At 72.1% G+C, this 25038-nt stretch carries 23 protein-coding genes, 1 tRNA gene and 2 pseudogenes; 14 read left to right on the forward strand and 12 right to left on the reverse strand.

Going from position 1 to position 25038, the window contains the following annotated elements; all coding sequences use genetic code 11:
• Positions 1-572: helix-turn-helix transcriptional regulator (locus tag D455_RS0110685; RefSeq protein ID WP_017570717.1), on the reverse strand; the 572-nt coding region annotated here is incomplete at its 3' end.
• Between the two features lie 63 nt (positions 573-635).
• Here D455_RS0110685 and D455_RS0110690 point away from each other — a divergent pair.
• Positions 636-1022 (forward strand): VOC family protein, encoded by a 387-nt coding sequence (locus tag D455_RS0110690; protein ID WP_017570718.1) that lies wholly within the window; start codon positions 636-638, stop codon positions 1020-1022.
• A 247-nt stretch (positions 1023-1269) separates the two neighbouring features.
• On the opposite strand, the gene D455_RS0110695 is transcribed toward D455_RS0110690, so the two are convergent.
• From D455_RS0110695 to D455_RS0110705, 3 genes are all read right to left on the reverse strand, one after another.
• Positions 1270-2256, reverse strand: a complete 987-nt coding sequence (locus D455_RS0110695; RefSeq protein ID WP_026122510.1) for a coiled-coil domain-containing protein — start codon at positions 2254-2256, stop codon at positions 1270-1272.
• A 235-nt stretch (positions 2257-2491) separates the two neighbouring features.
• Positions 2492-3046 (reverse strand): peptide deformylase, encoded by a 555-nt coding sequence (def, locus tag D455_RS0110700; RefSeq protein ID WP_026122511.1) that lies wholly within the window; start codon positions 3044-3046, stop codon positions 2492-2494.
• 196 nt (positions 3047-3242) lie between these two features.
• A complete protein-coding gene (locus tag D455_RS0110705) occupies positions 3243-4055 on the reverse strand; it encodes a nucleotidyltransferase domain-containing protein (protein WP_017570721.1) in 813 nt (270 codons plus the stop codon).
• A gap of 869 nt (positions 4056-4924) precedes the next feature.
• Here D455_RS0110705 and D455_RS0110710 point away from each other — a divergent pair.
• On the forward strand, positions 4925-5587 hold the full coding sequence (locus D455_RS0110710; RefSeq protein WP_017570722.1) for a sirohydrochlorin chelatase: 663 nt from the start codon (positions 4925-4927) through the stop codon (positions 5585-5587).
• Positions 5588-6010: 423 nt separating this feature from the next.
• Positions 6011-6940: an aminoglycoside phosphotransferase family protein gene (locus D455_RS0110715; protein ID WP_017570723.1), complete on the forward strand. Its 930-nt coding sequence runs from the start codon at positions 6011-6013 to the stop codon at positions 6938-6940.
• Between the two features lie 50 nt (positions 6941-6990).
• Here the strand turns inward: D455_RS0110715 and D455_RS30030 are convergent.
• Both D455_RS30030 and D455_RS30035 read right to left on the reverse strand, forming a co-directional pair.
• Positions 6991-7675 (reverse strand): annotated as a pseudogene (locus tag D455_RS30030) (winged helix-turn-helix domain-containing protein).
• The gene (locus D455_RS30035; protein ID WP_083922200.1) at positions 7656-10208 is read right to left on the reverse strand and encodes an ATP-binding protein; all 2553 of its coding nucleotides are present in this window, start codon (positions 10206-10208) and stop codon (positions 7656-7658) included. Before D455_RS30035 ends, D455_RS30030 begins: the two are co-directional and overlap by 20 nt.
• Positions 10209-10624: 416 nt before the next feature.
• Here D455_RS30035 and D455_RS0110730 point away from each other — a divergent pair, with 416 nt between their 5' ends.
• The 3 genes from D455_RS0110730 to D455_RS0110740 all read left to right on the forward strand — a co-directional run bounded on the left by D455_RS0110730 (position 10625) and on the right by D455_RS0110740 (position 12612).
• Complete coding sequence (locus D455_RS0110730) at positions 10625-10879, forward strand: hypothetical protein (protein WP_017570726.1); 255 nt, start codon at positions 10625-10627, stop codon at positions 10877-10879.
• 62 nt (positions 10880-10941) lie between these two features.
• Positions 10942-11523: a hypothetical protein gene (locus D455_RS0110735; RefSeq protein ID WP_017570727.1), complete on the forward strand. Its 582-nt coding sequence runs from the start codon at positions 10942-10944 to the stop codon at positions 11521-11523.
• Positions 11524-11709: 186 nt separating this feature from the next.
• Positions 11710-12612 (forward strand): hypothetical protein, encoded by a 903-nt coding sequence (locus D455_RS0110740; RefSeq protein ID WP_152487049.1) that lies wholly within the window; start codon positions 11710-11712, stop codon positions 12610-12612.
• Between the two features lie 314 nt (positions 12613-12926).
• Here the strand turns inward: D455_RS0110740 and D455_RS0110745 are convergent, their stop codons facing one another.
• A complete protein-coding gene (locus D455_RS0110745) occupies positions 12927-14534 on the reverse strand; it encodes an FAD-binding oxidoreductase (RefSeq protein WP_017570729.1) in 1608 nt (535 codons plus the stop codon).
• A gap of 17 nt (positions 14535-14551) precedes the next feature.
• Between D455_RS0110745 and D455_RS0110750 the strand changes: the two genes are divergently transcribed.
• From D455_RS0110750 to D455_RS0110760, 3 genes are all read left to right on the forward strand, one after another.
• Positions 14552-15133, forward strand: coding sequence for a TetR/AcrR family transcriptional regulator (locus D455_RS0110750; RefSeq protein WP_026122512.1), 582 nt, complete (start codon positions 14552-14554; stop codon positions 15131-15133).
• Positions 15134-15182: 49 nt separating this feature from the next.
• Positions 15183-16718, forward strand: coding sequence for a glycerol-3-phosphate dehydrogenase/oxidase (locus D455_RS0110755; protein WP_017570731.1), 1536 nt, complete (start codon positions 15183-15185; stop codon positions 16716-16718).
• Between the two features lie 212 nt (positions 16719-16930).
• Positions 16931-17485: an ATP-binding protein gene (locus tag D455_RS0110760; RefSeq protein WP_017570732.1), complete on the forward strand. Its 555-nt coding sequence runs from the start codon at positions 16931-16933 to the stop codon at positions 17483-17485.
• Between the two features lie 45 nt (positions 17486-17530).
• Here D455_RS0110760 and D455_RS30040 read toward each other — a convergent pair.
• Positions 17531-18152: pseudogene (locus tag D455_RS30040) on the reverse strand (LuxR C-terminal-related transcriptional regulator).
• Entirely contained in the window at positions 18140-19360 is a 1221-nt protein-coding gene (locus D455_RS0110770) for a sensor histidine kinase (RefSeq protein ID WP_017570734.1), read from the reverse strand. Before D455_RS0110770 ends, D455_RS30040 begins: the two are co-directional and overlap by 13 nt.
• A gap of 160 nt (positions 19361-19520) precedes the next feature.
• On the opposite strand from D455_RS0110770, the gene D455_RS0110775 reads away from it, so the two are divergent.
• On the forward strand, positions 19521-20060 hold the full coding sequence (locus D455_RS0110775) for a DinB family protein (RefSeq protein WP_017570735.1): 540 nt from the start codon (positions 19521-19523) through the stop codon (positions 20058-20060).
• A gap of 13 nt (positions 20061-20073) precedes the next feature.
• Here the strand turns inward: D455_RS0110775 and D455_RS0110780 are convergent, their stop codons facing one another.
• Together D455_RS0110780 and D455_RS0110785 are read right to left on the reverse strand one after the other, a co-directional pair.
• Complete coding sequence (locus D455_RS0110780) at positions 20074-20589, reverse strand: LURP-one-related/scramblase family protein (RefSeq protein ID WP_017570736.1); 516 nt, start codon at positions 20587-20589, stop codon at positions 20074-20076.
• 85 nt (positions 20590-20674) lie between these two features.
• Entirely contained in the window at positions 20675-21130 is a 456-nt protein-coding gene (locus D455_RS0110785) for a MarR family winged helix-turn-helix transcriptional regulator (RefSeq protein WP_017570737.1), read from the reverse strand.
• A 158-nt stretch (positions 21131-21288) separates the two neighbouring features.
• Between D455_RS0110785 and D455_RS0110790 the strand changes: the two genes are divergently transcribed.
• Positions 21289-22491: an MFS transporter gene (locus D455_RS0110790; protein ID WP_017570738.1), complete on the forward strand. Its 1203-nt coding sequence runs from the start codon at positions 21289-21291 to the stop codon at positions 22489-22491.
• 217 nt (positions 22492-22708) lie between these two features.
• Entirely contained in the window at positions 22709-23281 is a 573-nt protein-coding gene (locus tag D455_RS32185) for a hypothetical protein (protein ID WP_017570739.1), read from the forward strand.
• A gap of 185 nt (positions 23282-23466) precedes the next feature.
• Here D455_RS32185 and D455_RS0110800 read toward each other — a convergent pair.
• A tRNA-Arg gene (locus D455_RS0110800) sits at positions 23467-23538 on the reverse strand.
• Positions 23539-23668: 130 nt separating this feature from the next.
• Between D455_RS0110800 and D455_RS0110805 the strand changes: the two genes are divergently transcribed.
• Together D455_RS0110805 and D455_RS0110810 are read left to right on the forward strand one after the other, a co-directional pair.
• Entirely contained in the window at positions 23669-24055 is a 387-nt protein-coding gene (locus tag D455_RS0110805) for a response regulator (RefSeq protein ID WP_017570740.1), read from the forward strand.
• A partial coding sequence (locus D455_RS0110810) for a hypothetical protein (RefSeq protein WP_017570741.1) occupies positions 24052-25038 on the forward strand: 987 nt, incomplete at its 3' end. The genes D455_RS0110805 and D455_RS0110810, both read left to right, overlap by 4 nt.

A 25038-nucleotide genomic window follows, 5' to 3' on the forward strand; every position in this document is an offset into this window, starting at 1 on the left:
ACGTCGCGGGCGACGAAGTACCAGCGGCGGCCCGTGTGCACCAGACGGTAGGGATCGGCGTCCCGGTCCGTCGCCCGTCCCTTCCGGTCGCGGTAGGACAGGCGGACGCGCTCACCCCGGCGGCAGGCGGTGACCAGTTCCAGCAGCACGCCGGGGGCGATCTGTGGTTGGTCCGGCCTGGCCGTGTGCACGAAGGCCGAGTCCATCTCACCGAGTCGGCCGGCGACCCGCGGCGGTAGGCCCTGCCGCAGCTTCAACAGGGCCGACAACGCGGCCTGTTCACTCCCGAGGACGCCGCTCAGCGCCGCCTCGCGCAGCCCGACGGCGACGGCCAGCGCCTCCTCGTCGTCAAGGACCAACGGCGGTATCCGGGCGCCGCCACCGAGACTGTAACCGCCCCATGGCCCGGGGTCGGACTCGACTCCGTAGCCGAGTTCCCGGAGCCTGGCGACGTCCCGTCGGACCGTGCGTTCGTTGACCGCCATGCGTTCGGCCAGGTCGCCGCAGGTCCACGACGGCCGCGCAGAGAGCAGTGAGAGCAGGTGCAACAGGCGGGCGGATGTGCTGATCACGTCCTGGAGTCTCTCCCACGACCAGGACAGAACCTGTCCTGGTCGCGTCCTAACGTGCTGCCCATGAGCACCGAAACCACGTCCGTACCCACGATGCGCTACGCGGCCGTCACCTTCGACTGCCCCGACCCCGCCGAGCTGGCACGCTTCTACGGCGAAGCCCTCGGCCTGCCCGTCGCCTACTCCAGCGACGACTTCGTCCTGCTCGGCCAGGAGGGGGCGGCCGGACTGGGCTTCTCCCGGCTGCCGGGCTACCAGCGGCCCACCTGGCCGGATCCCGCCCAGGAGAAGCGGGCGCACCTCGACCTGGGCGTCGACGACCTGGACGCCGCCCAAGCCAGGCTCCTGGCCCTGGGGGCGACCGAGCCGCCGAGCCAGCCCGAGCCCGACCGGTGGAGGGTTCTGCTGGACCCCGCCGGACATCCGTTCTGCGTCTCCACCCTGGTCTGAGCAGTCGGCCCGGTCCTCCGGTCGACGATGCGCCTTCGGCAACCACCCGTTTCGCCCGAAGGACCTCCTCGCGCCTGATACGGGATTCCCGCGTCGGACGCGGGGAGCGTGGGGTGGGACGCAGGTCGGCGAACGTTGCCGATGCGGCGCGACGCGATGGAGGGGGAAGGCGGTAGCCCTGTTCGACCAGCCCGTACGTCGTTCGTGAGGGGGACGGGTTCCGCGGCGGACGGGACTCGTCCCCCCACTAGTACGACGAGATGTGCACGTGGTCGTAGTGGTTCTGGGTGGGGCTTCCGCGGTCCTCCATCCACTTCCACTGGCCCGTCCCGGAGTGCCAGATCCGCTGCTCCCAGATGATGTACTTGATGCCCAGCCGGTCGGCGTTGTTGATCCCGTACTGGGAGATCTGCGTGCCCAGGGCCTGGTTCTCCTCCGAGGGGATGGCGCCGCCCGCGCTCATCATGAAGTCGCAGGCACGGCCCGCGCCGTGGTCGTCGTTGCTGGACCGCAGACAGCCCACGGGGTAGGGAGCACCGAAGTTCCGCACGATCTCGTCGCGGATCGCGGCCATGCGCGGCGTGGCTCCGCTCCAGCCCCAGCCCATCGCGCTCTCGGGAATGGTGCCGTCACCGGAGGAGCCTCCGCCGGAGGGCGGATCGGGGACCTGCTGCTCCTCGTACTCCTGGATCTTCTCCTCGACCTCCTCGCGCTCCGCCTCCAGCGTGTCGACGAGTTCCTGGGCCTCCTCCAGTTCGCCCTGGAGCTCCTGGGAGGCGAGCGCGGCCTCGTCCCGGGTCTGGACGAGTTCGGAGATCTCCTCGACCTGGCTCTGCCCGAGGTAGTTCATGGCCGCGGCGTTGGAGAACATGCTCTCCGGCTCGCTGGAGAAGATCACCCGGAGGGCCGGGTCGAGACCGCCGCCGAGCTTGTACTGGGTGGCGGCGATGGTGGACACACCGGTCCGGGACGCCTCCAAGCGCTCCTCGGCGTCCGCCAGGTCCTCCTCGGCCTTCTCCACGCGTTCCTTGATCTCGTTGAACTGGAGGAGTTCTCCGTCGTAGCTCTCCTCCAGCTCCTCGGCCCGCTGGGTCAACTCGTCGATGTCGACCTCGTCGTCGCCCGGCTCGGCCTGGGCCGTGCCGGGCAGGGTGATCACCAGGGCCGCGGCCAGGGCTGAGAGGGACAGGGCGGTACGCCTGCCACGCACGGGTGAGGGAGGAGTGGGTCTCATGTGTCTGCTCCGAGGGATGGTCTGAGCGCATCCGATCGGCCGACGGCGTGCGACGGGGGAGTGCCGTGGCATCGGGAGATACACAGCAGACCATACGAGATCTTGGCGTTACATGCCTAGTGCGTTACTCACGTGACTTGGGAGACTGCATGGGGATGTGTCCGAAGATACCCGGAGTTGGGGACCACACCGACCTTCCCTCGTGCCGGCCGGGTGTTCCGCGGCGGAGAGGGCGTCAGCGTCCGCCGCCGAAGGCGCTGGGGAGCCGCACGCCCGTCGGTTCGGGCGGCTCGGCGGGCATGAACCAGTCCGAACGCCGGACGTCGCGCAGGGCTCGCTTACGAGTCTGGGGGTCCAGGCGCTCCAGGTAGACCATGCCGTCGAGGTGGTCGGTCTCGTGCTGGAGGCAGCGGGCCATCAGTCCCGTCCCCTCCACGGTCACCGGTTCGTTGCGCAGGTCCACGCCGGTGACGACGGCGCGCTCCGCACGCGTGGTCGGGTACCACAGCTTGGGAACGGAGAGGCAGCCCTCCTCGCCGTCCTGAGTCTCCTCCGACAGTTCGACGATCTCCGGATTGATCACGTAGCCGATCCGGTCGTCGACGTTGTAGCTGAACACACGCAGGCCCACGCCGATCTGGGTGGCGGCCAGTCCCGCACGTCCCGGGGCGTCGACCGTCTCCAGGAGGTCCTCCACCAGCGCCTTGGTGCGCTGGTCGAACCTGGTGACGTGAGCGGTGGGCGTGGTGAGGACGGGGTCGCCGAAACGGACGATGGGGCGCATGGTCATGCACCCCAGGTTAGTGGGCGCTTGCCGCGTGCGGTACGGAGGCGGGAGGATTCGGACTTCGGTGATCCCGTGACCAGGTCCCGGAGGCCCGGGGAAGGCCCTGGCGGGTGCTCCCCCGGACCGCCCTTCGGGAAGCCCGCGGCTGGACGGGGACGAACCCCCCGTGGTCCGGCGGGGCGCTCGCGACGGGACCGTGTCAGACGGCCAGGCCGGGACGCAGGGCGTCGTCCAGCACCATCTCGATGTAGTCCAGCGCGGCCCGACGCCTGGCCAGGGCGTTCTCGTACAGGGAGGGCACGTCGGCGTCGCGGCGCACGCGCAGGCACTCGTTGACGATGCGCTGCCAGCGCTCGGGGAAGGCGTGCAGGGCGTAGGCGCCCGCGCCGGACTTGGAGGTGATCTCCCCGGTCTTGAGGGTGAAGTGCAGGCGGCTGACGCTCAGCACGCTCCACGAGGGCACCAGGGAACCGAGGACGGCCAGACCGCGCGGGGTGACCAGGCGCCCGGCCTTCTCGCGCCAGCGCCGCCACTGCTCGTCCAGGGAGCCGAGCGACCAGGCGCGCAGGCTCTCGGGCTCGTCCCACACGTCGAGTTCGAGCGGGTGCGGGCCGCGCACGGTCACGCCGTGCTCGGCGAGGATGTGCCAGGTGACGGGGTTGACGTCCGCGCTGGCCCGGCTGCGGAACCGCCCGCCGATCACCGAGGCGACCGGGCCGCACGACGTGGGGTCGCGGGTGAGGTCGTCCCAGGTGACGTGGATGCCGTTGAACTGGGGCCTGGCGGCTTCGGAGCGGGTGCGCGTGTGGACGCGACGCAGCAGCTCCAGTTCCTGCTTCCCGGGCGTGCGACCGGTGACGATGACGAAGTCGACGTCGCTGGTGTGGGGGCGGAAGTCGCCGAGGGCGACCGAACCGGTCAGGTAGAGGCCTTCGACCAGGCCGGGGGCCTCCTGGTCGGCATGCGCGAGAAAGGTCTGGGCCAGCGTCTGCACCCGAGGGTGGACGGCCATGCTCACTCCAGTCTGAATGGTTCGGTGTGGATCTCGGGGCGCGGACCGTCCGGTGCTGGGAACCGGGCGGGTGGTGGCCCGGAGCGGTCTCGTGGCGCCTGTCGCCTGCGAGGACGCGCTCCATCGGTACCAAGTGTGAGCGGGTCGAGGGGGTCATGGCAAGTAATCACGCCGTACCCGCATCCTGTCCCCCCACGTCAGGTGGTGTCCGGTTATGTGCCCTTGGGGGAGTGCGCACCCTTGACAGGTCGGAGTCTGGTGTGGCAGGAGCGCGCATCCGGTGTGGCACGGGCGCGCGGGAGCGCGAACGCCGCGGGCGGTGCGGTTCGGCGCGGCGTCGGGGCGCGTGGAATCGGGAGGAAACGGCGCTCGCCGGCGGGGAGGGGAAATCCACGTCGTATCAGGCAGCGCACCCGACGCACATTCAGGGGCACGTGCATCCGCACCTGACGAATGCATGTGAAAAACCTTCTCCCGGGATTTCTCTAGAGAGGTTGCGGGCGAAATCTAACATTTGTCCGACTGGGAATGTGGGGTGTGCCGTCCGTCATGTCCTACTGGCTGGTAATGATGCGAGTGAGGGGGAGGGAGGGGCGTCGTGCCAGCTCGCGGGGGAGAGGATTCCTCCGGGTAAGGATAGTCCCCCTTCGTTCCGGGGCGGCATGAGGTGTACGCCACTCCTGGCGGAAGTGGACACCCGTCGGTTTTTCGGCGATTGTTATGGTTCACAGAGACTTCCGGTGGTGATAACCACCACAGCCATTGTTCGTTTTTCCTCCCCGTAACACGACGGTACCTCCACGAAACTGAGCCGCTTTACGCTCGGCGGGCAACGGCAGTTCCCCCGGCGATGTACGAAGGAGCCGTGCATGGTCCCCACGATGGTCCTGGTAGCCGACGACTCGCGTGACGCCCACCGCAGGGAGGCCCTGTGCGGCCTGGCCGAGGCGGTGGCCAGCAGGGGAGAGGCGCCGGTGGCACCGGCCTTCGGCAGCCCCGACGACGTCACCGCCGCCGTCCACTCCGTTCGGGGTCCCAAGGTGGTCGTCCCCGCGTTCGTCGCGGGCGGCGACGTCGCCAGCGCCCACCTGCTCTCCCGGCTCCGCCGCGGCCGTATGCGGGACTCCTGCCACATCCCTCCCCTGGGGGCGGTCCCGTCGATCGTCGCCAACCTCGCCGGACGCCTCGTCGACTCCGGCTGGCGTCCGTCCGACGGCGTGGTCCTGGCCGCCGACGGCACCACCGGAACCGAGGAGCGCCAGGTCGTCATGGACGTGGCGCGCATGCTCAGCCGCCGCCTCAGCTCCCCGGTCCAGGTCGGCTACCTGCGTACCTGGGCGCCTTCGGTCTTCGACGCCGTCGACCGGCTGCGCCGCCACGGCCACNCCGCCTGGAGACTGGTGGACTGCCCCGACTTCGACCTGCTGCGAGGACTGGACGTCACCGCCATCACCGAACCCCTGTGGCCCTCCGAACTGGTCGTGGACACCCTCCTCGCCCAGCACCGGGCCGCCAAGCGGCGCCTGGCCTGAGGCCGCTGGGGCCGTTGGGTGCGCTCGGGGCGCCCCGGGTGTTCCGGTGGCGACTCCGGGCGGAGGCCTCGACAGCCGACCACCCACGGTGACACCATCAGCCGCACGGGTGATACTGAGAGCTCAGGACGCCTCGGTGCCGTTACCGGGAGCACAGGGGTGGGTATGGAGCAAGCGGGCGGGAACTCCTCGCACCCACAAACGCGATACCCGCACCGCGTCACTGTCCGCGCGGTGCGGTGGTGCCCCGGGCACGACCCCTCCGACGGTTCCGCACTCCCCTGTCGGCGCGGAGGAACCCCGTGACCGGCCCGGGCCCCGAACAGTGCTCGTGCGGCGCGAACCGTCCGGTTCGACGGTTCGCCGACCTGGGAGGGGCCGATCCCGGACAGGCATCGACGCGAGCGAACCTAAGGTGGATGTATGAACGACGTCACGGCGCAGTTCGTCGATGACCGGCAGCGTCGGCGTCTGGAACGGCGTTTCGGCAGCCACGTCGGCGAGTGGCTGACCGAACTCCCCGGGATCGTCGACGAACTCGCCTCCGAATGGCGGTTGACGATCGAGGGGCCGGCCCCCCACGGGCGGACCTCCGTCGTCATCTGCGTCCGCCGCCCGGACGGCGAACGCGCGGTCCTCAAACTCTCCCCGGACATCCGTCTGGCCGTGTCCGAGGCCCAGGTGCTGCGCATGTGGCAGACCTCCGGGCGTGTGCCCCGCGTGTGGGAGGTGGACGGCGCACGGGGCGCCATCCTCATGGAGTGGGTCGGGAACGACACCGTCGCGGCGGGCGGCGTGGTCCCGCCCATGGAGACGATCGGCGCGCTCATCGCCCAGCTCCACGACGTCGAGGTGACCCGCCAGGAACTGTTCGAACTGCGCCCGCTGAGCTCGCGGGTGCAGTTCGTCTTCGAGTTGTGGGGCCGGGAGCGGGCCCAGGGACCGGCCGCCGAGATGGTGTCCGCGTCCGCCATGCACCAGGGGTTCTGCCGGGCCCGCGACCTGGCCAACGGGACCGTGGACGTCGTGCCCGTCCACGGCGACCTGCACCCGGGCAACGTCATCGACGGCGGTGCGCGCGGGCTGGTGGCCGTCGATCCGCGCGCCTGTCTGGGAGACGGCGCGGTCGACGCCGTGGACTGGGCCCTGTGGAAGTCCACCACCCTGCCCGAGGTGGTGTACCGCGTGGACGTGCTCTCCCGTGTCCTGGGGGTGGACGGCGACCGGATGATGGAGTGGGTGCGTGCGTTCGCGCCCTGCCTCGCCGTGGCCAAGGCCAACCGCGGCCACGTCGGTACCGACGAGTTCGACATGCTCATCGAGCTGTCGGAGGGGGAGGCCTTCGTCCGCTGACCCCGTGCACCACCGCGGGGGTCCCCGCGTGCGCGCCGCCGGCGGAGGGGTCAGTGTTCCGGCTGCGGGGAACCGGCCCTCTCGAAGCGGTACCCCCGGCCCGCCTCCGTGATCAGGTACCGCGGGTGCGCGGGGTCGGGCTCCAGCTTGCGGCGCAGCTGCGCCATGTACACCCGCAGGTAGTTGGTCTCGCTCTGGTAGGCCGGGCCCCACACGTCGTGCAGCAGCTGGCGCTGGCTGACCAGCTGGCCCGCGTGCCGGGCCAGGATCTCCAGGATGTGCCACTCCGTCGGGGTCAGCCGGACCTCCTCACCGTCCCGCAGCACCCTCTTGGCGCCCAGGTCCACGGTGAAGCACGGCGTGCGTACCACCGGGGCCTCGTCCGTGCGCACCGACCGCCGTTCCGCCGCCCGCATGCGGGCCAGCAGCTCGTCCATCCCGAACGGCTTGGTGACGTAGTCGTCGGCTCCCGAGTCCAGGCAGCGCACCTTCTCCCCGGCCGAGTGCCGCGCCGACAGCACGATGATCGGCACCTGTGACCACCCGCGTAGCCGCCGTATGACCTCCAGGCCCTCCATGTCGGGCAGCCCCAGGTCGAGCAGGACCACGTCGGGGTGGCTCTCGGCGGGNCGACTCCCCGTCGGCCGCGGTGTCCACGTCGTGCCCGCGCGCCCGCAGGTTGATCCGCATCGCGCGGATGATCTGCATGTCGTCGTCAACGACCAGGACCCGCATCGGCCTTCCTTCCGTCCCCGCCGTCCGTCTCGTTCTTCTCCACGGCCCGGAGTGTGAACACCATGGTCAGCCCGCCCCCCGGTGTGTCCTCGGGGTCGAGACTGCCGTGCATCGCCTCAACGAAACCACGCGCGACCGCCAGCCCGAGACCCACCCCCGTGCCCTGGGGGGCGTCGCCCAGCCGCTGGAAGGCCTCGAACATGCGCTGTTTGCCCTCGTCGGAGACCCCCGGACCACGATCCACCACGCGCAGCTGCACACAGTCGCCGTGCGCGCTCGCCGCGACCAGCACCGGCAGGTACGGGTCCGGGTTGTACCGGACCCCGTTGGAGACCACGTTGGCCACGGCCCGCTCCAGCAGTCCGGCGTCGGCCAGGACCCGGGGGAGGTCGTCGGGCACGTCCACCGTGATCTCCTCGTGCGGCAGGCCGAGCAGGGTGAGGGGCACGACCTCCTCCAGACCCACCGCCCGCAGTTTGGGACGCACGTTGTCGGTGTGCACCCGGCTCATGTCCAACAGGTTGTCGATCAGCCGGTTGAGCCGGTCGGTGGACTCCTCCACCGTCTCCAGCAGGTCCTCGCGGTCCTCGTCGGTGAGGGTGATGTCGGTGGCGCGCAGGCTCGACAGGCTCGCCTTGATCGAGGTCAGCGGGGTGCGCAGGTCGTGTGAGACCGCCGCCAGCAGTGCCGTGCGGATGCGGTTGCCCGCCACCTGACCGCGCGCCTCCGCCGCGTCCCACTCCAGCCGCTGGTGCTCCAGGGCGATGCCGATGTGCGCGGCGAACGCCCGCAGCATCCCCCGGTCGATGGCGGGCAGCACCCGGCCGCGCAGCGCCAGCGCCAGGCTGTCGGAGATCGGTACCAGCACGTCCGACTCGTCGGGGGACTCGCAGGCCGGGGCGCCGACGCTGTGCGCCGCCCGCCAGCGCTCGTCGTCCAACCGTTCCAGCAGGGTCGCCGACCGCTGTCCGAAGGTCTCCCGGATCCGCCGCAGCAGAGCCTGGAGGGGTTCCTTGCCCGCGAGGACGCTGCTCGCCAGCAGGGTCACCGCGTCGGCCTCGGCCCGGGCGCGCGCCGCCTGCGCCGACCGGCGGGCCGCCATCTCCACCACGATCGCCACCAGGGAACCCACCAGGGCGAACGCGGTCAGCGCCAGCACGTTGTCCACCGACACCGGCGGCCGTCCGTGCAACGGGGACAGCAGCGCGGTGAGCAGCACCGCGCTCCACAACGCCGACACCAGGGCGGGGCGCAGGCCGCCCACCGCCGCGGTGGCCACCGTGGCCAGCAACAGCAGCATCGCGTCCGAGGCCGCGCTCACGTCCTCGAACAGGGGGAGCGTCAGCACCAGCGACAGCAGGGTGGGCGACAGCAGGGCCAGGGACCAGCCCGCCACCCTGCGGTGTTCGCCCAGGCCGCGGCCTGGCGGGGGCAGCGGCCACCGCCCGCTGCCCACCCGCTCGTGGGTGACGATGTGCACGTCGATGTCCCCGGAGTCGCGCGCCACGATCGCGCCGACCCCGGGGCCGAACACGTACTGCCAGGTGCGTCGGCGCGAGGATCCCAGCACGATCTGGGTGGCCTGCATGCCCCGCGCGAACTCCAGCAGACCGGTGGGGACGTCCTTGCCGACCACCTGGTGGTAGGTGCCGCCCAACTCCGCGAGCAGTCTGCGCTGCCGCAGCAGGTCGTCGCTGGGCGTCTGCGCCATCCCGTTCGGCGGTACCACGTGCACCGCCAGCAGGTGGCTGGGCTGGGGGTGGCCGCCCCGTGAGCGGGCGGCCACCCGGGCGGCCCGGCGGATCAGCGTCTCGCCCTCGGGCCCGCCGGTGAGCGCCACCACGACCCGCTCCCGTGCCTCCCAGGTCCGCCGGATCTCGTGCTCGCCCCGGTAGCGGGACAGGCTCTCCTCCACCCGGTCGGCGGTCCACAGCAGTGCCAGCTCGCGCAGCGCCGCCAGGTTCCCCTCCCGGTAGTAGTCGGCCAGGGCGGCGTCCACGCGCTCGGCGGGGTGGATGTCTCCGTGCGCCATCCTGCGGCGCAGTTCCTGCGGGGTGACGTCGACGAGTTCGACCTCGGCGGCGCGGCGCACCACGTGGTCGGGGACGGTCCGCGAGGGGCGCACACCGGTGATCTGGTGGACGACGTCGTTGAGGGACTCCAGGTGGTGGATGCCCACGGTGGACAGGACGTCGACGCCCGCCTCCAGCAGTTCCTCCACGTCCTGCCAGCGGGCGGCGTTGGACGCGCCGGGTCCGTTGGGCCGGGCGAGGTCGTCGACCAGGGCCGTCCCCGGTGCCCGCGCGATCACGGCCGTGGTGTCCACGGCACCGGACGGGAGCGGTGCCACCTCCTCCAGGCCTTCGAGGAGGGCGGAGACGTGCTCGCGGTGGTGGGTGTGGACGGCGGCGACCACGACGTGGACACCGTGCCCAGCCCGGCGCCGGGCCTCGGCCAGGGCGTTGTGCGTGGTGCCCACACCGGGGGCCGAACCCAGGTAGATGCGGAGTTTTCCTCGTGCCACGGCATCCATTGTCGGGGCACCGGGGCGCCACCACGGCCGGTTCCGGCCAGGGCGGAACCTCCGTTCCGAGGCCCATCCGGGGTCTTTGACCGATAACTTTGACCGATAACTTTGACCGCACTCCGTGTTCCACGCGGGGCCGTGCGCCACCGTCGTCACCGACGGTGGCGTGTCGTGTGTCAGTTCCCACACTCTCCCTCTGGAGTTCTCTCAGATGACGGCTCAGCCGCCCCACGGTCCCTTCGACCCCCACCAGGGACATCCCCAACAGGGGTGGAGTCCCCAGGGGCCCTCCGGCGACGGCCCGCCCGGATCCCAGGGGCAGCAGCATCCCCAGGGAGCCCCCGGCAGCGGTTCGCCCGAGCCCCGGGAGCCGCAGTACCCCCAGCCTTCCCAGCCGCACCAAGGTCCCCGTCCGCAGGGCGGTGTGCCCGGGCAACCCGGTCACCCGGGGTTCCCGCACCAGCCTGGACAGACAGGTCATCCCGGGCATCCAGGCCAGCCAGGTCGTCCGGGACTCCCGCATCAGCCTGGGCAAGCGGGACCTCCTGGGCACCCGGGACAGCCTGGCCAGCCGGGGTTCCCGCACCAGCCAGGGCAAGCGGGGCACCCCGGCCCTCCCGGACAACCGGGTCACCCGGGACAGCCCGGTGCCGGGGACACCAGGCGACGGAACCTGATCATCGCCGGAGCCGCGGGCCTGGCCGTCGTCCTGGTCGCCGGGATCGGTGTCACCTGGGCGGTGGCGGCCTCGCCCAGGACCTACGTCGCCTTCCCCGACTGCGAGGAGGCCTTCCCGGTCGAGATGTTCGAGAACGCGCTGGAGCGCGACGACATCGAACTCAGCGGGGAGTTCTCCGAGAGTGAGGACGACGGGTACGGCAATCTCCAGTGCAGTGTGGAGACGAGCGACACCGGCCCGTCCGTCACGATCTTCGCCTCCGCCATGGAACCGGAGGGCGAGGACATGCAGGAGCGCATCGATGACCTCACCGAGAACCTGGAGGACATGGAGGCCGAACTCCCGGCGGGCGAGGTGGGAACACTCACCCTCGACGACCAGACGCTGGACAGGGCTGCCTGGAACCGCAGTTCACGTGGTGACGTCGGTTTCACCATGGGTGCGTTGCAGGAGGCCTACGGGGGTGAGGTGGCGTTCGCCTCCAGCGGCTTCGTCATGGACAACCTCGGGGTGAGCGTCCACTACGGGACCGGTTCCGACGGAGAGGCCGCCAGCGCGGAACTCCTGGACGTGTTGGCTCTGGTGGACGGGCTCACGGGGGAGGTCGAGGACCAGCTCGCGAGGGTCGGCGAGACCGAGTAGGCCGGTTCCGGCCCACACCGGTGACGGGCGGGGCCGGGAACGGGAATACTCGGGGTGACGTCCCGACGCACACGCCCACGTGCCCCGCGTGGGTCGTAGGCGATCCCCGGCCGCCGCGCGCGGTCGACGAGCACTTGTGAGGAGGCGCGGCGTCCGTCCACCGGACGGGTCCACGCCGCGAGACCGATGACCCATCCCCCGAACGACGGTTCGTTCCCCGGCCCTCCCGGAGGCCAGCCCTTCCCCGGGCAGCCGGGCCACCCCCAGCCCGGGGTCTCGTTCCCAGGCCCTCCCGGCGGGCAGTACTTTCCGGGACAGCCCCAGGTCCCGCCCACACAACCCGGTTACGGCCCTCCCGGAGGCGTCCCGCCCCAGCAGCCGCCCGTACCGGGACACCCCGGTCACCTCGGTCACCCGGGTCAGCCCGGTCCGCCCCGACGCTCCAGCAGGGGGCTGTTCATCGGCGCGGGCGTCGCCGCGCTGGTGCTGCTGGTCTCCGGCGGCTTCGTGGTGTGGAACATCGCCGACAGCCGCCCCTACGCGGCTCTTCCCACCTGCTCCCGGTTGCTGCCCTCCGAGGTCCTGGGCCAGATCCCCGAAGCCGACGATCCCCGTGTCGAGGGTGAGTACCAGTCCGTCGAGGACGAGGGCATGGAGGACATGGCCGACGAAGGCCTCGTCGGCTACCTTTCCTGCTCGGTCGAGGACGGCGGGTTCCACCCTGTGTACGTCCAGATCCTCCTGTACGAGTACGAGGACGGTGGCGAGACCGCCGACGCGATGCGCGGGGAGATGGAGGAGAGCGTCCGGGACCGGGAGGAGGGGCGCCACGAGGAGGAGTCGGCCGGGGACGTGGTGGTCCTCGACTGGCGCCCCGTGACGGCGGGTGACGTCGGATACTCCGTCGTCTACGAGTACGGCGACGGTGAGGTCTACGCCGCGTCCACCTTCACCACCGTCAACACGGCGGTCACGGCCTCCTACACCGTCGAGGACGGCGGTGCCGACGGAGTCGAACTCCTGGACTTCCTCGTGGACTTCGCCAACCAGCTGGAGGGTCAGCTCTCCCGTGAGGGGGAGAGGGCCTGACGGGTTCTCCGGGGATCCGCCCTCCCCAGGGGCGCCGGGCCGACGGGCAGGCGTTCCGCCGTGACCCGGACGGAGGACCCGTCGTCCCGGGGACGCCGAGAGCACGTCCCGGCAGCGGGGCGGAGCCTTGGGTGACCCCTGGTGCCCGGTACCGCCGCCTCCGACGGGCCCGTCGCCGCGGTCCGGGTACCGCGGCGACGGGGTGGGCGGGCGATGACCCGGCACGGGGCACCGGAGTGGTCGTGTCACGACGGCGGGCGACACGGTTTCCCGGGCACGCGCGCCCATGGGCGCGCGTCGGGGGAAGGCGCCGTTCAGGCGTCGGGGACGAGTTTCCCCGGGTTGAGGATCCCCGCCGGGTCCAGCGCGGCCTTGACCGCTCGCAGCACCTCGCCGCCCAGCGGGCCGATCTCCGCGCCCATCCACGGCCGGTGGTCGGTCCCCACCGCGTGGTGGTGGGTGATCGTCCCCCCGTTGGCGGCGATGGCCTCCGACGCGGCCCTCTTGGCCCGGCCCCACCGCTCCAGCGGCGCGGCACCGGCCGCCGTCACCACCGTGAAGTACAGCGAGGCGCCCGTGGGATAGGTGTGCGACACGTGGCACATCACCACGGCACCGCCCTCCCCGTCCTCCTCCAGCACCCCGGTGAGCGCACCGGACACCGCCGCGTACAGCGGTAGCAGGTCGGTCCAGGAGGCCGCGGTCTCCAGGGTCTCGGCCAGCGCCCCGGCCGACAGCAGGGAGTCACGCAGGTAGGGCGCCGAGAACCGGTTCCGCCGCCAGTGCTCCACCGGGCCCGAACCCAACGAAGTGCCGCCCATCCTGGTCATGACCTCCCCGGCCGCCGCCGCGCGGACGCCGACCTCGGATTCGGTGCCCTCGAAGCCCAGCACCGCCTGGCAGCCGGGCGCGGCCTCCTCACCGCCCATGGCCGCGCCGACGAAGGTCTCCGTCTCGTCCAGCACGCGTGCCATGGTCGGCCGGATACCGGACTGGGCCAGGTCCCGCAGAGCGTCCACGCCCGCGGCGAAGTCGGGGAAGGACCACGCCTCGTCCAGCACCCGCTCCGGGCGTCGGCGGATCCGCACGCCCACCTCGGTGATCACCCCCAGCGTGCCCTCCGAACCCAGCAGCAGGCGGCCGAGGTCCGGACCGGCGGCCGAGGCCGGGGGGCCGCCCGTCTCCAGGGTGCCGCGCGGGGTGGCCGCGCGCAGCGACACCACCATGTCCTCGAAGCGGCCGTACCCCGAGGAGGCCTGCCCGCTGGAACGGGTGGCCGCGTAGCCGCCGATGCTCGCGTACTCGTAGCTCTGGGGCAGGTGCCCGAGCGTGCACCCGTGCTCGGCCAGCATCGCCTCGGCGTGCGGGGTCCGCACGCCCGCGCCCAGGACGGCGGTCATGGACGTGGTGTCCACCGACACCAGCCGGTCCAGACGGCGCAGGTCCAGGGCGACCACGGCGCGCAGGCCGCCGTTCAGCGGTGTCACACCACCCACCACGCTGGTGCCGCCGCCGAACGGGACCACGGCGACGCGCTCGGCCGCGCACACCTCCAGGACGCGCTGGACCTGGTCGTGGTCGGCGGGGTACAGGACGGCGTCCGGGGCGGGATCCGCCGTGCCAGCGCGGCGCAGCAGCAGGTCGGGGGTGCTCTTGCCGCCGCTGCGGCGCAGCCGGGCGGCGGCGCCGGTGTCCACGTGGTCGGCCCCGACCACCTCGGCGAACGCCTCGCGCAGTCGATCGTCCAGCAGCGAGGGGGGAAGTTCCACCCGCTCCTCGGGGACCGGGGGCAGGTCCCTCAGCGGAGCCCGCAGCACCTGGGAGACCAGGTCACGCAACCCCGGGTCCAGCGTGCGCGCCTTCGCGGGGTCGCCCCAGGCGAACCAGCTCATGTCCGCCGCGGAGTGCATCTCGTCAGTCATGCTCTACAGTTTTACACATGGCGTCAATACGTAACGTTGAAGACCGGATTCTGGACGCGGCCCGCGCCTGCGTCGAGGCCTTCGGGGTGCGCCGCACCACCCTGACCGACGTGGCGCGCCGCGCCGGGGTCAGCAGGCCCACCGTCTACCGGCGCTGGCCCGACGCGACCGCCCTGGTCGCCGACCTGCTCACCCGGGAACTGCGGCGGATCCTCGCCGACCAGCAGGCCGCCTCAGGCGACCCCGGCGAGAGCGTGCGGGCCCAGCTGGTCCGGCACGCCGCCGGGGTCGCCCGCGCGCTGCTCGCCCACCCCCTGTTCGCCCGGATCGTGGACACCGAACCCGAACTCCTGGCGACCTACACCTTCCAGCGGCTGGGCACCAGCCATCACGCCGCCCTGGAACTGGTGGAACCGGTCGTGGCCGAGGGCCAGCGCGACGGCTCGGTGCGCGAGGGCGATCCCCGGGTGCTGGCCCGCCTCGTGCTGGTCACGGTCCAGGGGACCATCACCTCCCGCCGCCTGTTCGCCGACGTCACCGGCGAGGCCGGGCTCATCGACGAGCTCACCGTCCTCCTGGACGGCTACCTCGCCCCCTGAACCCCGCGAGCGGACCTCCACCGCTGCCACGACAACCCACGGAGTGCTCATGAGCCCCACGTCTCCCACCTCCTCCTCCCTCAACGCCGCACGCCGCGCACGGGACCTCGCCGAGCTGGAGCGCCATCCCCACGTGGACGTCCTGGTCGTCGGCGGGGGAGTGACGGGTGCCGGTGTCGCGCTCGACGCCGCGTCGCGCGGCCTGTCCACGGTGCTGGTCGAACGCCACGACCTGGCCTTCGGCACCAGCCGATGGAGTTCCAAACTCGTCCACGGCGGCCTGCGCTACCTGGCCAGGGGACAGGTCGGTATCGCCTACGAGAGCGCCCGGGAACGCGACGTCCTCATGCGGGTGACCGCGCCCCACCTCGTGCGGCCCCTGCCGATGGTCATCCCGGTCCACCGGGGAACCGGGCTGGCCCGTGCCCTGTTCGTCCGGGCCGGAGCCGGGGCGGGAGACCTGCTGCGGCTCCTGGCCGGAACACCCGGCACCGTGCTGCCCCGCCCCTGCGTGCTCAACGCCCGGCAGACCCTGCGGCTTCTGCCCGGGATCACCCGGGAGGGGCTGCTCGGCGGCATCGTGTCCTTCGACGGGCAGCTCGTGGACGACGCCCGGCTCGTCGTCGGCCTGGCGCGCACGGCCGCCCGTGAGGGCGCCCGGATCCTCACCCGCTGCTCGGCCGAGAGCGTCACCGCCGACGGAGCCGTGCTGCGGGACGAGACGACGGGCCGGACCATCCCCCTGCGCCCACGCGCGGTCGTCAACGCCACCGGCGTCCACGCCGACCAGCTCGATCCCCACGTACGTCTGCGCCCCAGCCGGGGCAGCCACCTGGTGCTCGACGGTTCCGTCCTCGGCCGTCCCAGCGCCGCGCTCACCGTGCCGATCGACGGCGGCACCAGCCGGTTCGTGTTCGCCCTGCCCCAGCCGGACGGCCGTATCCTGGCCGGGCTCACCGACGAGCCCGTGGACGGACCCGTCCCCAGCGTTCCCGAGGTGCCCGACGGCGACGTGGACCTCCTGCTCGCCCAGATCAGCGGCCCCCTGGAGACCCCCCTGAAGCGGGACGACGTCCTCGGTTCCTTCGCGGGGCTGCGTCCGCTGGTGTACGGGGCCGGGGCCAGCGCCGACCTCTCGCGCGAACACGCCGTCACGGTCTCCCCGAACGGCACGGTCACCGTGGTCGGCGGCAAGCTCACCACCTACCGCGCGATGGCTGAGCAGGCCGTCGACGCCGCCGTGCGCGCCCACGGGCTGCCCGCGGGCTCCTGCCGCACCCGCTCACTGCCCCTGGTCGGCGCCGCCCCGCACGAGGAACTCGACGCCCTGGACGCCCCGCGCCGCCTGGTGGCCAGGTACGGCACCGAGGCGGTCGGCGTCCTGGCCGAGGCCGACGCGGATCCGACACTGCTCACCCCCGTCGTACGCGGTATCACCGGTGCCGAACTCCGGTTCGCGGTACGCCACGAGGGGGCCATGGACACCGGTGACCTGCTGGACCGGCGCACCCGGGTCGGGCTGGTTCCGGCCGAGCGGTCCGCGGCCGAGGACGCCGCCGCGAGGGCGCTCGACGCCGCGGGCTGAGGGGCGCGGCGAACCAGGGGGCGGGAAAGTGGGGAAACGGCGGGATTCGCGCCACTCACCACACCCACATCCCCTGTCCCACAGGGGTCTGATCGCGTAAGGTCGTAGCCGTTCCACGCCGCCCCGCCCCCGAGGCGGTCACCGGACGCTCCCGCAGCCGCCCCTCCCACGGTTCGCCCGCCCGCTGAGCCGCCACGCCTAAGGAGTCCTCCATGCCCACGCTCGTTTCCGTGCCCGCTCTGGCCAAGGCCGAGGACACCGTCCTCGCGGGTGTACCGGACGAGTACCGGCACTACTTCAGCGGACGGCCGACCATCCCCTTCACCAAGCGGCACTGGGAGTTCTCCGGTACGCCCGCGAGCGTGCCGCTGGCCCGGGCCTTCCTCGACACCTGCGCGGCCAGCCAGGACAGCGACTACCGGTACGTCTTCTCCCTGCTGGGAACCGAGCTCGCGACCAACGCCATCCGGCACAGCCGCTCCGGCGAGGAGGGACAGACCTTCGTGCTGCGGGTGAACCGGGTGGCCAACGGCCTCACCCTGGTCTGCCGCGACAACGGCAGGCCCACGCGCTCCTCCGACGACGGGGACGGCCCGCTGAGCGCCGGAGCGCTGGAGGGCGACAGGCTCACCGCCGAGAACGGCCGGGGCCTGGCACTGGTCGACAGCTTCGCCACCGCATGGGGCGACAACGGGCACCCCAGCATCCGCAAGGTGTGGTTCCACCTGGCCTTCGACCTCACCGGCAGCTCCTGGCCCGCCGCCTGAGGAGACCACGGCGCGGTGCGCGCACCGCACGGGGACGGGCCCCGCTCACCTGCCGTCGAGGTAGGCGAGCACCGCGCGCACCCGGCGGTGCCCGCTGTCGGAGGGCGACAACCCCAGCTTCGCGAAGATGTTGCCGACGTGTTTGTGCACGGCGTTCTCGGTGACGACGATCCGCTCGGCGATGTCCCCGTTGCCGAGCCCCTCGGCCATCAGCGCGAGGACCTCGTTCTCGCGCCGTGTGAGCGACTCCAGGGGGTCACGGGACCTGCGGGCCAGCAGCTGCCGCACCACCGACGGGTCCATGACCGTGCCTCCGCCGGCCACCCGCCGCAGCGCGTCCACGAACTCGCTCACCCGGCCCACCCGGTCCTTGAGCAGGTAACCCACACCGCCCCGGCCGTCGGCGAGCAGTTCACCGGCGTAGTCGCGCTCCACGTACTGCGACAGCACCAGAACCGGCAGGGCCTCATGTCTGCGCCGGGCCGCGATCGCCGCGTGGACGCCCTCGTCCCGGAAGTTCGGCGGCANCGGGACGGTGCCGGTCCACGGCGTCGGCGAAGGCCGTCGGGTCCCCGGCGACCTCGACCACCTCGAACCCCCTGGTGGACAGCAGCAGTTCCAACCCGGCGGACAACAGGACGTTGTCCTCGGCGATCACGATCCGCACGGCAGCTCCACGTCGATCACGGTCGGCCCGCCCGCCGGGCTGTCCACGCGGACCGTACCGTCCAGGGCGGCGACACGGTGACGGATACCCCTCACCCCGCTGCCGTGCTCCTCGTCCACCCCGCCCGAGCCGTCGTCGCGCACCGTCAGGCTCAGCACGTCGCCCACCCGATCCATCCGTACGGTGATCTCATCGGCGCCGCCGTGTCTGACGGCGTTGGTGACCGCCTCGGTGACCACGAAGTACGCCGCGGTCTCCGTCGCCACCGGTAGTCCACCCAGCTCACCCACGTCCACGCGGGTGGGAACGGTGGTGCGGGCGGCCAGTGCGCTCAGCGCCCCGGACAGTCCCCGGTCGGCGAGGATCGGCGGATAGAGGCCGCGGATCACGTCGCGCAGTTCGGCCATCGCCTCCTCGGTGCCCTCATGGGCCTGCCTGAGCAGCGCCGCGACGGTCGGGTCCTCCTCCACCGCCTCGCGCGCCACACCCAGTTGCATCGCGATCGCGACCAGCCGCGCCTGCGTACCGTCGTGCAGGTCGCGCTCGATGCGCCGCAGCTCAGCGCCGTGCGCGTCCACCACGTCGGCGCGGGTCCTCCTGAGTTCGTCCACCCGCGCGGACAGCGTCTCCGCCTCGGTGGGGGCCAGCAGCCGGATGCTCATACGGGCGTGCGCACGGGCCGCCGGAGCGACCACCCACAGGCCCAGCACGGCCCCGGCCGTCAGGTACACGACGAGAGAGACCAGGGCCGTACCCCAGTCCCGCACCGGAACCCAGAGGACCAGGAGCGGTTCCGACCCGGGGAACGCCCACCAGAACAGGAACTGCGGAGCGGTCAGCGGCAGCCCGAACGCGCACACCCCCGCCAACCCGAGCACGACGCTCGTCGGTGCGAACAGGGGCATCCACCGCAGGACCTTGCGGGTGGACGGCTGGCCCCACAGCTCCCGGAAACCGTGTGTCCCGGGGGCGGGGACCCGTGGAACCGGTACACCGAGGAGACGGGAGGCCCGGTCCTGGTGCCAGGCGGCCCACCGGCCCATGAGTTCCACCCACCGGGGCAGCAGCACCAACCCGACGCCCCCGAACAGGACGGTCAGCGCCACGACCAGGGTCAGCGGCAGCAACACCAGCGTCACCAACCCCGAACCCAGGGCCACCACCAGGTAGGTGGCGGCCCTCAACGCCCGTGCCCAGACCTCACCCATGCCCGCCGTCCCTTCCGCGTATCCGCCGACACCGGTCAGTCTGGCCCATCGCCGACGAGCCGGGCACTACAGCCAGCCACCCTCTCCTCCGGGAGTTCGGGGAACGGGCGCTGGGGGCACGTGCCACGGACTGTCGTAGGCACGGAACACACTGGGTGGCATGCACGGAACTCCGCCCGCCCACTTCTCGCCCGACTGGGAAGGTGCTGACCGGCCGCCCCTGCCCCGGATCGGGAGCGAACGCGAACTCCTCACCTCCTACCTCGACTGGCATCGGGCCACTCTCGCGGCCAAGTGCGCCGGGCTCACCTCCGAGCAGCTCTCCGCGAGATCGGTGGAACCCTCAAGCATGAGCCTGCACGGACTGGTCCGGCACCTGGCCGGGGTCGAGCGGTGGTGGCTGCGCATCCGGTTCGCGGGCGAGGATCTGCCGCTGCTGTACTACTCCGACGAAGACCCCGACCAGGACTTCGGAGACGTGACGGGCGACCCGAACGAAGCCCTCGCGGTCTGGCGCGAGGAGACGGCACACGCTCGGGAGATCACCGCCGCGTTTCCGCTGGACGCGATCGGCGGATCGACCCGCGGCGCCCCCGTTCAGCTGCGAACCGTGCTGGTCAGGCTGGTCGCCGAGTACGCCCGCCACAACGGCCACGCCGATCTGTTGCGCGAGCGTATCGACGGATCCACCGGACACTGATCGCGCGCGGCCCTCAGCCCCCGGCCCCCTCGTCATCGTCGTCCCTGGTGAGGGCCTCCACGGCCACCGCCACGCAGATCACCAGCGCGGGGTCCGCGCCGATGTCGGCACGGTGGGTGTTCACGTCCACCGCGTAGGTGTCCCGGACACGGAACCATCTGCGGGACACGTGCGCGACGGTGCCGTGTGCGTCGCTGACCACGTACTCCTTGCCCAGGAAGTCCCCGGTGACCTCCCAGTCCTCGCCGTCCTCCACCTCCACCACGAGCTTGTCGACAAGGGGGTTGAACAGGCGCTTGCGTACGGTGACGGTGGGGCCGCCCTCGCGCTCGACGCTCATCTGGTCGCGCACCCGGAACGGCTTCCCCCGGATGACGGCCAGGACGTTGTCCTCGGTGTCCCTGAGCTCGAAGGTCGTGCGCAACCGCAGCGCCTTGCCGTCCACGAGGAAGACCTTCCGTCCCTCCTCGTCGGTCACCCAGTAGTCGTCACCGATGTCGAAGACGCGTTCGCGTACCAGGAACCTCATGCTTCGAAGTTAGGACACCCGCGATCGGCGCACCAGAGGTTCTCTCCCGCTGTGGACGACCGCTGAGGAGGCGGCCCCGCTGCTCCTACGCGAGCGTCTGGGGCGCGAGGTCGCGCAGGGCGGCCACCAGGGGCGCCAGTTCGGGTGTGGCACCGGCCTCGTCCAGCGCCTCCGCGAGCACCGCGTCGTGGGTGGGGCGCGCCTCGGTGAGCAGGGCCGCCCCGGCGGGGGTGAGCTCGGTGTAGATGCCGCGGCGGTCGTCCGCGCACAGCACACGGGTGAGTAGGCCGCGGTCCTCCAGGCGGGTGACCAGGCGGGTGGTCGCGCTGTTGGACAGGGCCGCTGCGCGGGCGAGCTGGCGCATGCGCATGTGCCAGCCGTCCTGGCGGTCCAGGGCGTCCATGACGGTGTACTCCACCACGGAGAGGCCGTGCCGCGACTGGAGGGCCTTCTCCAGGGCGGTCTCGATCAGGCCGTGGACCGCGGCGAGCGTGCGCCAGCCGTGTGCGCGGACCTCGACGGCGTCGTCGGCGATACCCATGCTCCCCAACCTCCTTCGGGCGGCACGGCGTGCCCGGGAACACATGATAGCAGCTTGCGCAGATAGAGGGCGCGTGCAACTATTTCCGCTGCTTCTGCAATTAGTGTATGCGCAACTAGTGCATGCGCAACGACATGTCTCTCCGAGGAGCGCCCACCATGCCGCTCGCCTTGTACGCCCTCGCCGTCGGGGGCTTCGGCATCGGTCTCACCGAATTCGTCATCATGGGCCTGCTGCCCGAGGTGGGCGCCGACTTCGGCGTCACACCCACGGTCGCGGGTTACCTGGTCTCCGGCTACGCGCTCTCCGTCGCGGTCGGAGGCGTCGGCCTGACCGCCCTGCTCAACGCCGTCAACCGCAAACGCGCACTCCTGCTGCTCATGGTGCTGTTCATCGCGGGCAACGCGGTCTCCGCGCTGGCCGCCACCTACGAGGTCATGCTCGCGGGGCGCGTGCTGGCCGCCCTGTGCCACGGGGCCTTCTTCGGCATCGGCGCCGTGCTGGCGGCCCGCGTCGTGCCCCCGCACCGCGGCGCCGCGGCGATCTCCCTCATGTTCGCCGGACTCACCACCGCCAACGTCCTGGGCGTTCCCTTCGGCACCTTCCTCGGCCAGGCCCTCGGCTGGCGCTCCACCTTCTGGGCGATCACCGCCATCGGCGTCGTCGCGTTCGCCGGCATCGCCCTGCTCGTCCCGGACGAGGACCCCGGGCGGGAGCACGCCGCGGGTGGACTGCGGGCCGAACTCGGGGTCTTCCGCAGCGTCCAGGTGTGGCTGTCGCTGATCGTCACGGTGCTCGGCTTCGGCGGCATGTTCGGCGGCTTCACCTACATCGCCTTCACCCTCACCGAGGTCAGCGGTTTCGCCCCGGCCACCGTGCCGTGGCTGCTCGTCCTGTTCGGTGTGGGCCTGTTCGCCGGGAACCTCCTCGGCGGGCGCATGGCTGACCGCGCCCTCGGCCGCACGCTGCTGGCGCTGTTCGCGGTACTCACCCTGGTCCTGGCCGTGTTCGCCCTGGTCGCGCACCTCCCGTGGGCGGCGCTGGCGGCCCTGCTCCTCATGGGCGCCTTCGGGTTCGCGACCGTCCCCGGCCTCCAGACGCGGATCATGCGCTTCGCCCACCGGGCGCCCACCCTGGCCTCCGGAGCCAACATCGCCGCGTTCAACGTCGGCAACGCCTTCGGCGCCTGGGCGGGCGGCCTCGGTCTGGCCCTCGGCCTCGGCTGCACCTCGCCCCTGTGGACGGGCGCGCTGATCACCCTCGTCGGCCTGGCCGTGCTCGTGCTGGCCGTACGCCTGCGCGGCGGTGAGTTCTCCCGCGACCCGATCCGAGAGCCCGGGACCGCGGAGGCCTCCGTCTGACGCCTGTCCCCGAGCGGGTGCCGCGGCCCCGTGCGACGATTCCGGTGGAGAACCGTCCCGTGCTCCCGGACGTCCGAGAGGACGGGACGGCGCCGGTCCGAACCACCGCCCGGCTCATCCGGTGCCCGCGACGGGACCGGCCCGTCACCGACCAGCCCGGCGGGTCCCTCAACGGGGCCCGCCGAAGCAATCCGCGAACGAATGAGCACACGGCCCCATGCCACACGATCCCCGCGAGCCCTCGGAACCGCCCACGCACTCCTCCTGGGTCGACATGCGCGGTCAGGGCTCCCTCGGATGGGCCGTCGCCGCCGGGCTGTGCGTCTTCCTCACCATCGGCGCGACCGTGCTGACGGCCGTGACGGCGGCCACCCAGACGCTCGGTGCGGCCGTGTGGACGCTGCTCCTGGCACTGTTCCTCGGGCTCCTGAGCTGGCCGCTGGTGCGCATGGCCCCGCGCCACTCCACCCGCCAGGGGATCTCGGTGGACGACACGGGGATCACGCTCGTCCAGGAACCCAGGTGGTGGTTCCCCGGCCGCGCCGCGCACATCCCCTGGTCGCGGGTGCTCCGCGCCAGCCGGGACAGGAGCGTCCAGACCGGCGGTGGCGTCCGGACCATCTGGTACTACGTCGTCGTCGAACTCCACGCGCCCCTCGACGGCGCCCGGTACCCGACCTGGGTCATCCCCGAGGAGGGCGGCATCCGGATCCAGATCGGTGAGTGGGAGCAGGCGCGCCTCGCCCGGGCACTGCACGCCGCCCGCCCCGACCTGTGCTCCGACGGCTGAACCACCAGGGAGGGGCTCCGCGCCCTCTCGGGGACCCGCCCCTTCCGCGTGGTGTGTCCCGTCCACCGTGTGTCCGGGAGGTCCGGCGAACGCGGTGTCGGACGGCGTGAAACGAAAAACGCCGACCGTGGCGGTCGGCGTCGTTCCCTCCGCCCGACGGAATGACTCCGCCGGACCGGTGTGGGTGCCCCCTGCAGGATTCGAACCTGCGCACACGGCTCCGGAGGCCGTTGCTCTATCCCCTGAGCTAAGGGGGCTGGCTTGCGTGAACAACTGTAGCAGGGGCGCGGGGCCCTTCGTCCACCCGCTTTCGGACGCACCCGTCCGGTGCGCCGATACCCACAATCCAGTGGTGCCGTGTCACTCCCCGGCGGTAGTGTCACGCCCGTGAACGCCCTACCCACACGGGTTCTCGTCGTCGAGGACGACGAGGTGATCCGTGAGCTCATCCGTCTCAACCTCGAACTGGAGGGGTTCGAGGTGTTCACCGCCGTGGACGGGCAGGACTGCCTCGACCGCGCCGCGCACATCGACCCCCACGTGGTCACGCTGGACGTGATGATGCCCCGCGTGGACGGCTGGACGGCCGCCGAACGCCTGCGAGCCGACCCCCGCACCCGTGACCGCGTGATCGTCCTGGTCACCGCGCGCACCCAGGCCGAGGACCAGCGGCGCGCCGACCGCATCGGCGTGGACGCCTACCTCACCAAGCCCTTCGACCCCGACGAGCTCGTCGACGTCATCCGCGGCCTGGTCGACGGGGGGCCGGAGTGACCCCCAGGCGCCTGGAGGCCGCCGTGCGCGAGGCCGCCGTGCGGGCCTTCGACCTGGACCCGGACGGAGTCCCCTTCGTGTGGCCCCGCAGCGACCACGCGAGCGAGGGCGCCGACGCCGCCACCGCCCTGCCGCCCCGCCTGGCCAGCAGCGTGGGCGACCGGACGTCCGCGCGCCGCGGCGACCACCGCGGCGCGGTCTGCACCCGTCTCACCAGGGAGTTCCTGCTCATGCGCGACGAGGGGCGAGTGGACTTCGCCCACGCCGGCGGAGACGGCCGAGGCTTCCTCAACGTCACCTTCACCGCCCGTCAGCGCGACACCCTGCTCGCGGAGGCCGCCGACGGGCCACGCTTCCTGACCGGCGGGGACTGGAACGGCACGGGGGAGTGGCCCGCCTCGGCCCTGCACGAGGCCGGACCGGTCGCCCAGGCCCGCAGGCTCGCCCGCGCCGACGCCCGCGCCCGCGTCGCCCTGGCCGTCGGTTCGCGGCCTCCGCCGCCCGGCCCCGGCGACGGCGAGGTCTCCTGGCGCGACCCCTACCGGGACGGCGGCCACCGGGAACTGCTCACCCCCGCCGCACGGGCCCTCGGCGCGGTCGGCGAGGACAGCGCCCGCGTCGCCTTCTGCCGGTCGGTTCCCGAACGTCCCCGCGACACCGAGACCACCGGCCGCGACCTGCCGGTGCTCCCCTCCGCCGAGTACCCCGGCGCCTGGGCCCGCCTGACCGACGCCAACCCCGCCTTCCGGCTGCGCTACGCCCACGCCCACGCGGTCAGCCTCGTGCGCTGGAGCGGCGAGGGCGCGCCGCCGCACACGGCGTGCCCCGAGCACACAGCTCCCGTACGCGGTCTGCTCTTCGACGGACCCAGTGTTCTGGACACGGCCGCGCGCCGAGAGGAACCCCATATCCTGGTTCGATACCTGGAGACGCTGGCCAGTGCCTACGATGAGTGGCGGACGTGTCCCGCCGCGGTCCCCCGG

It is taken from the genome of Nocardiopsis halotolerans DSM 44410 (assembly GCF_000341065.1).
In the GTDB taxonomy this organism is placed as follows: Bacteria; Actinomycetota; Actinomycetes; order Streptosporangiales; family Streptosporangiaceae; genus Nocardiopsis; species Nocardiopsis halotolerans.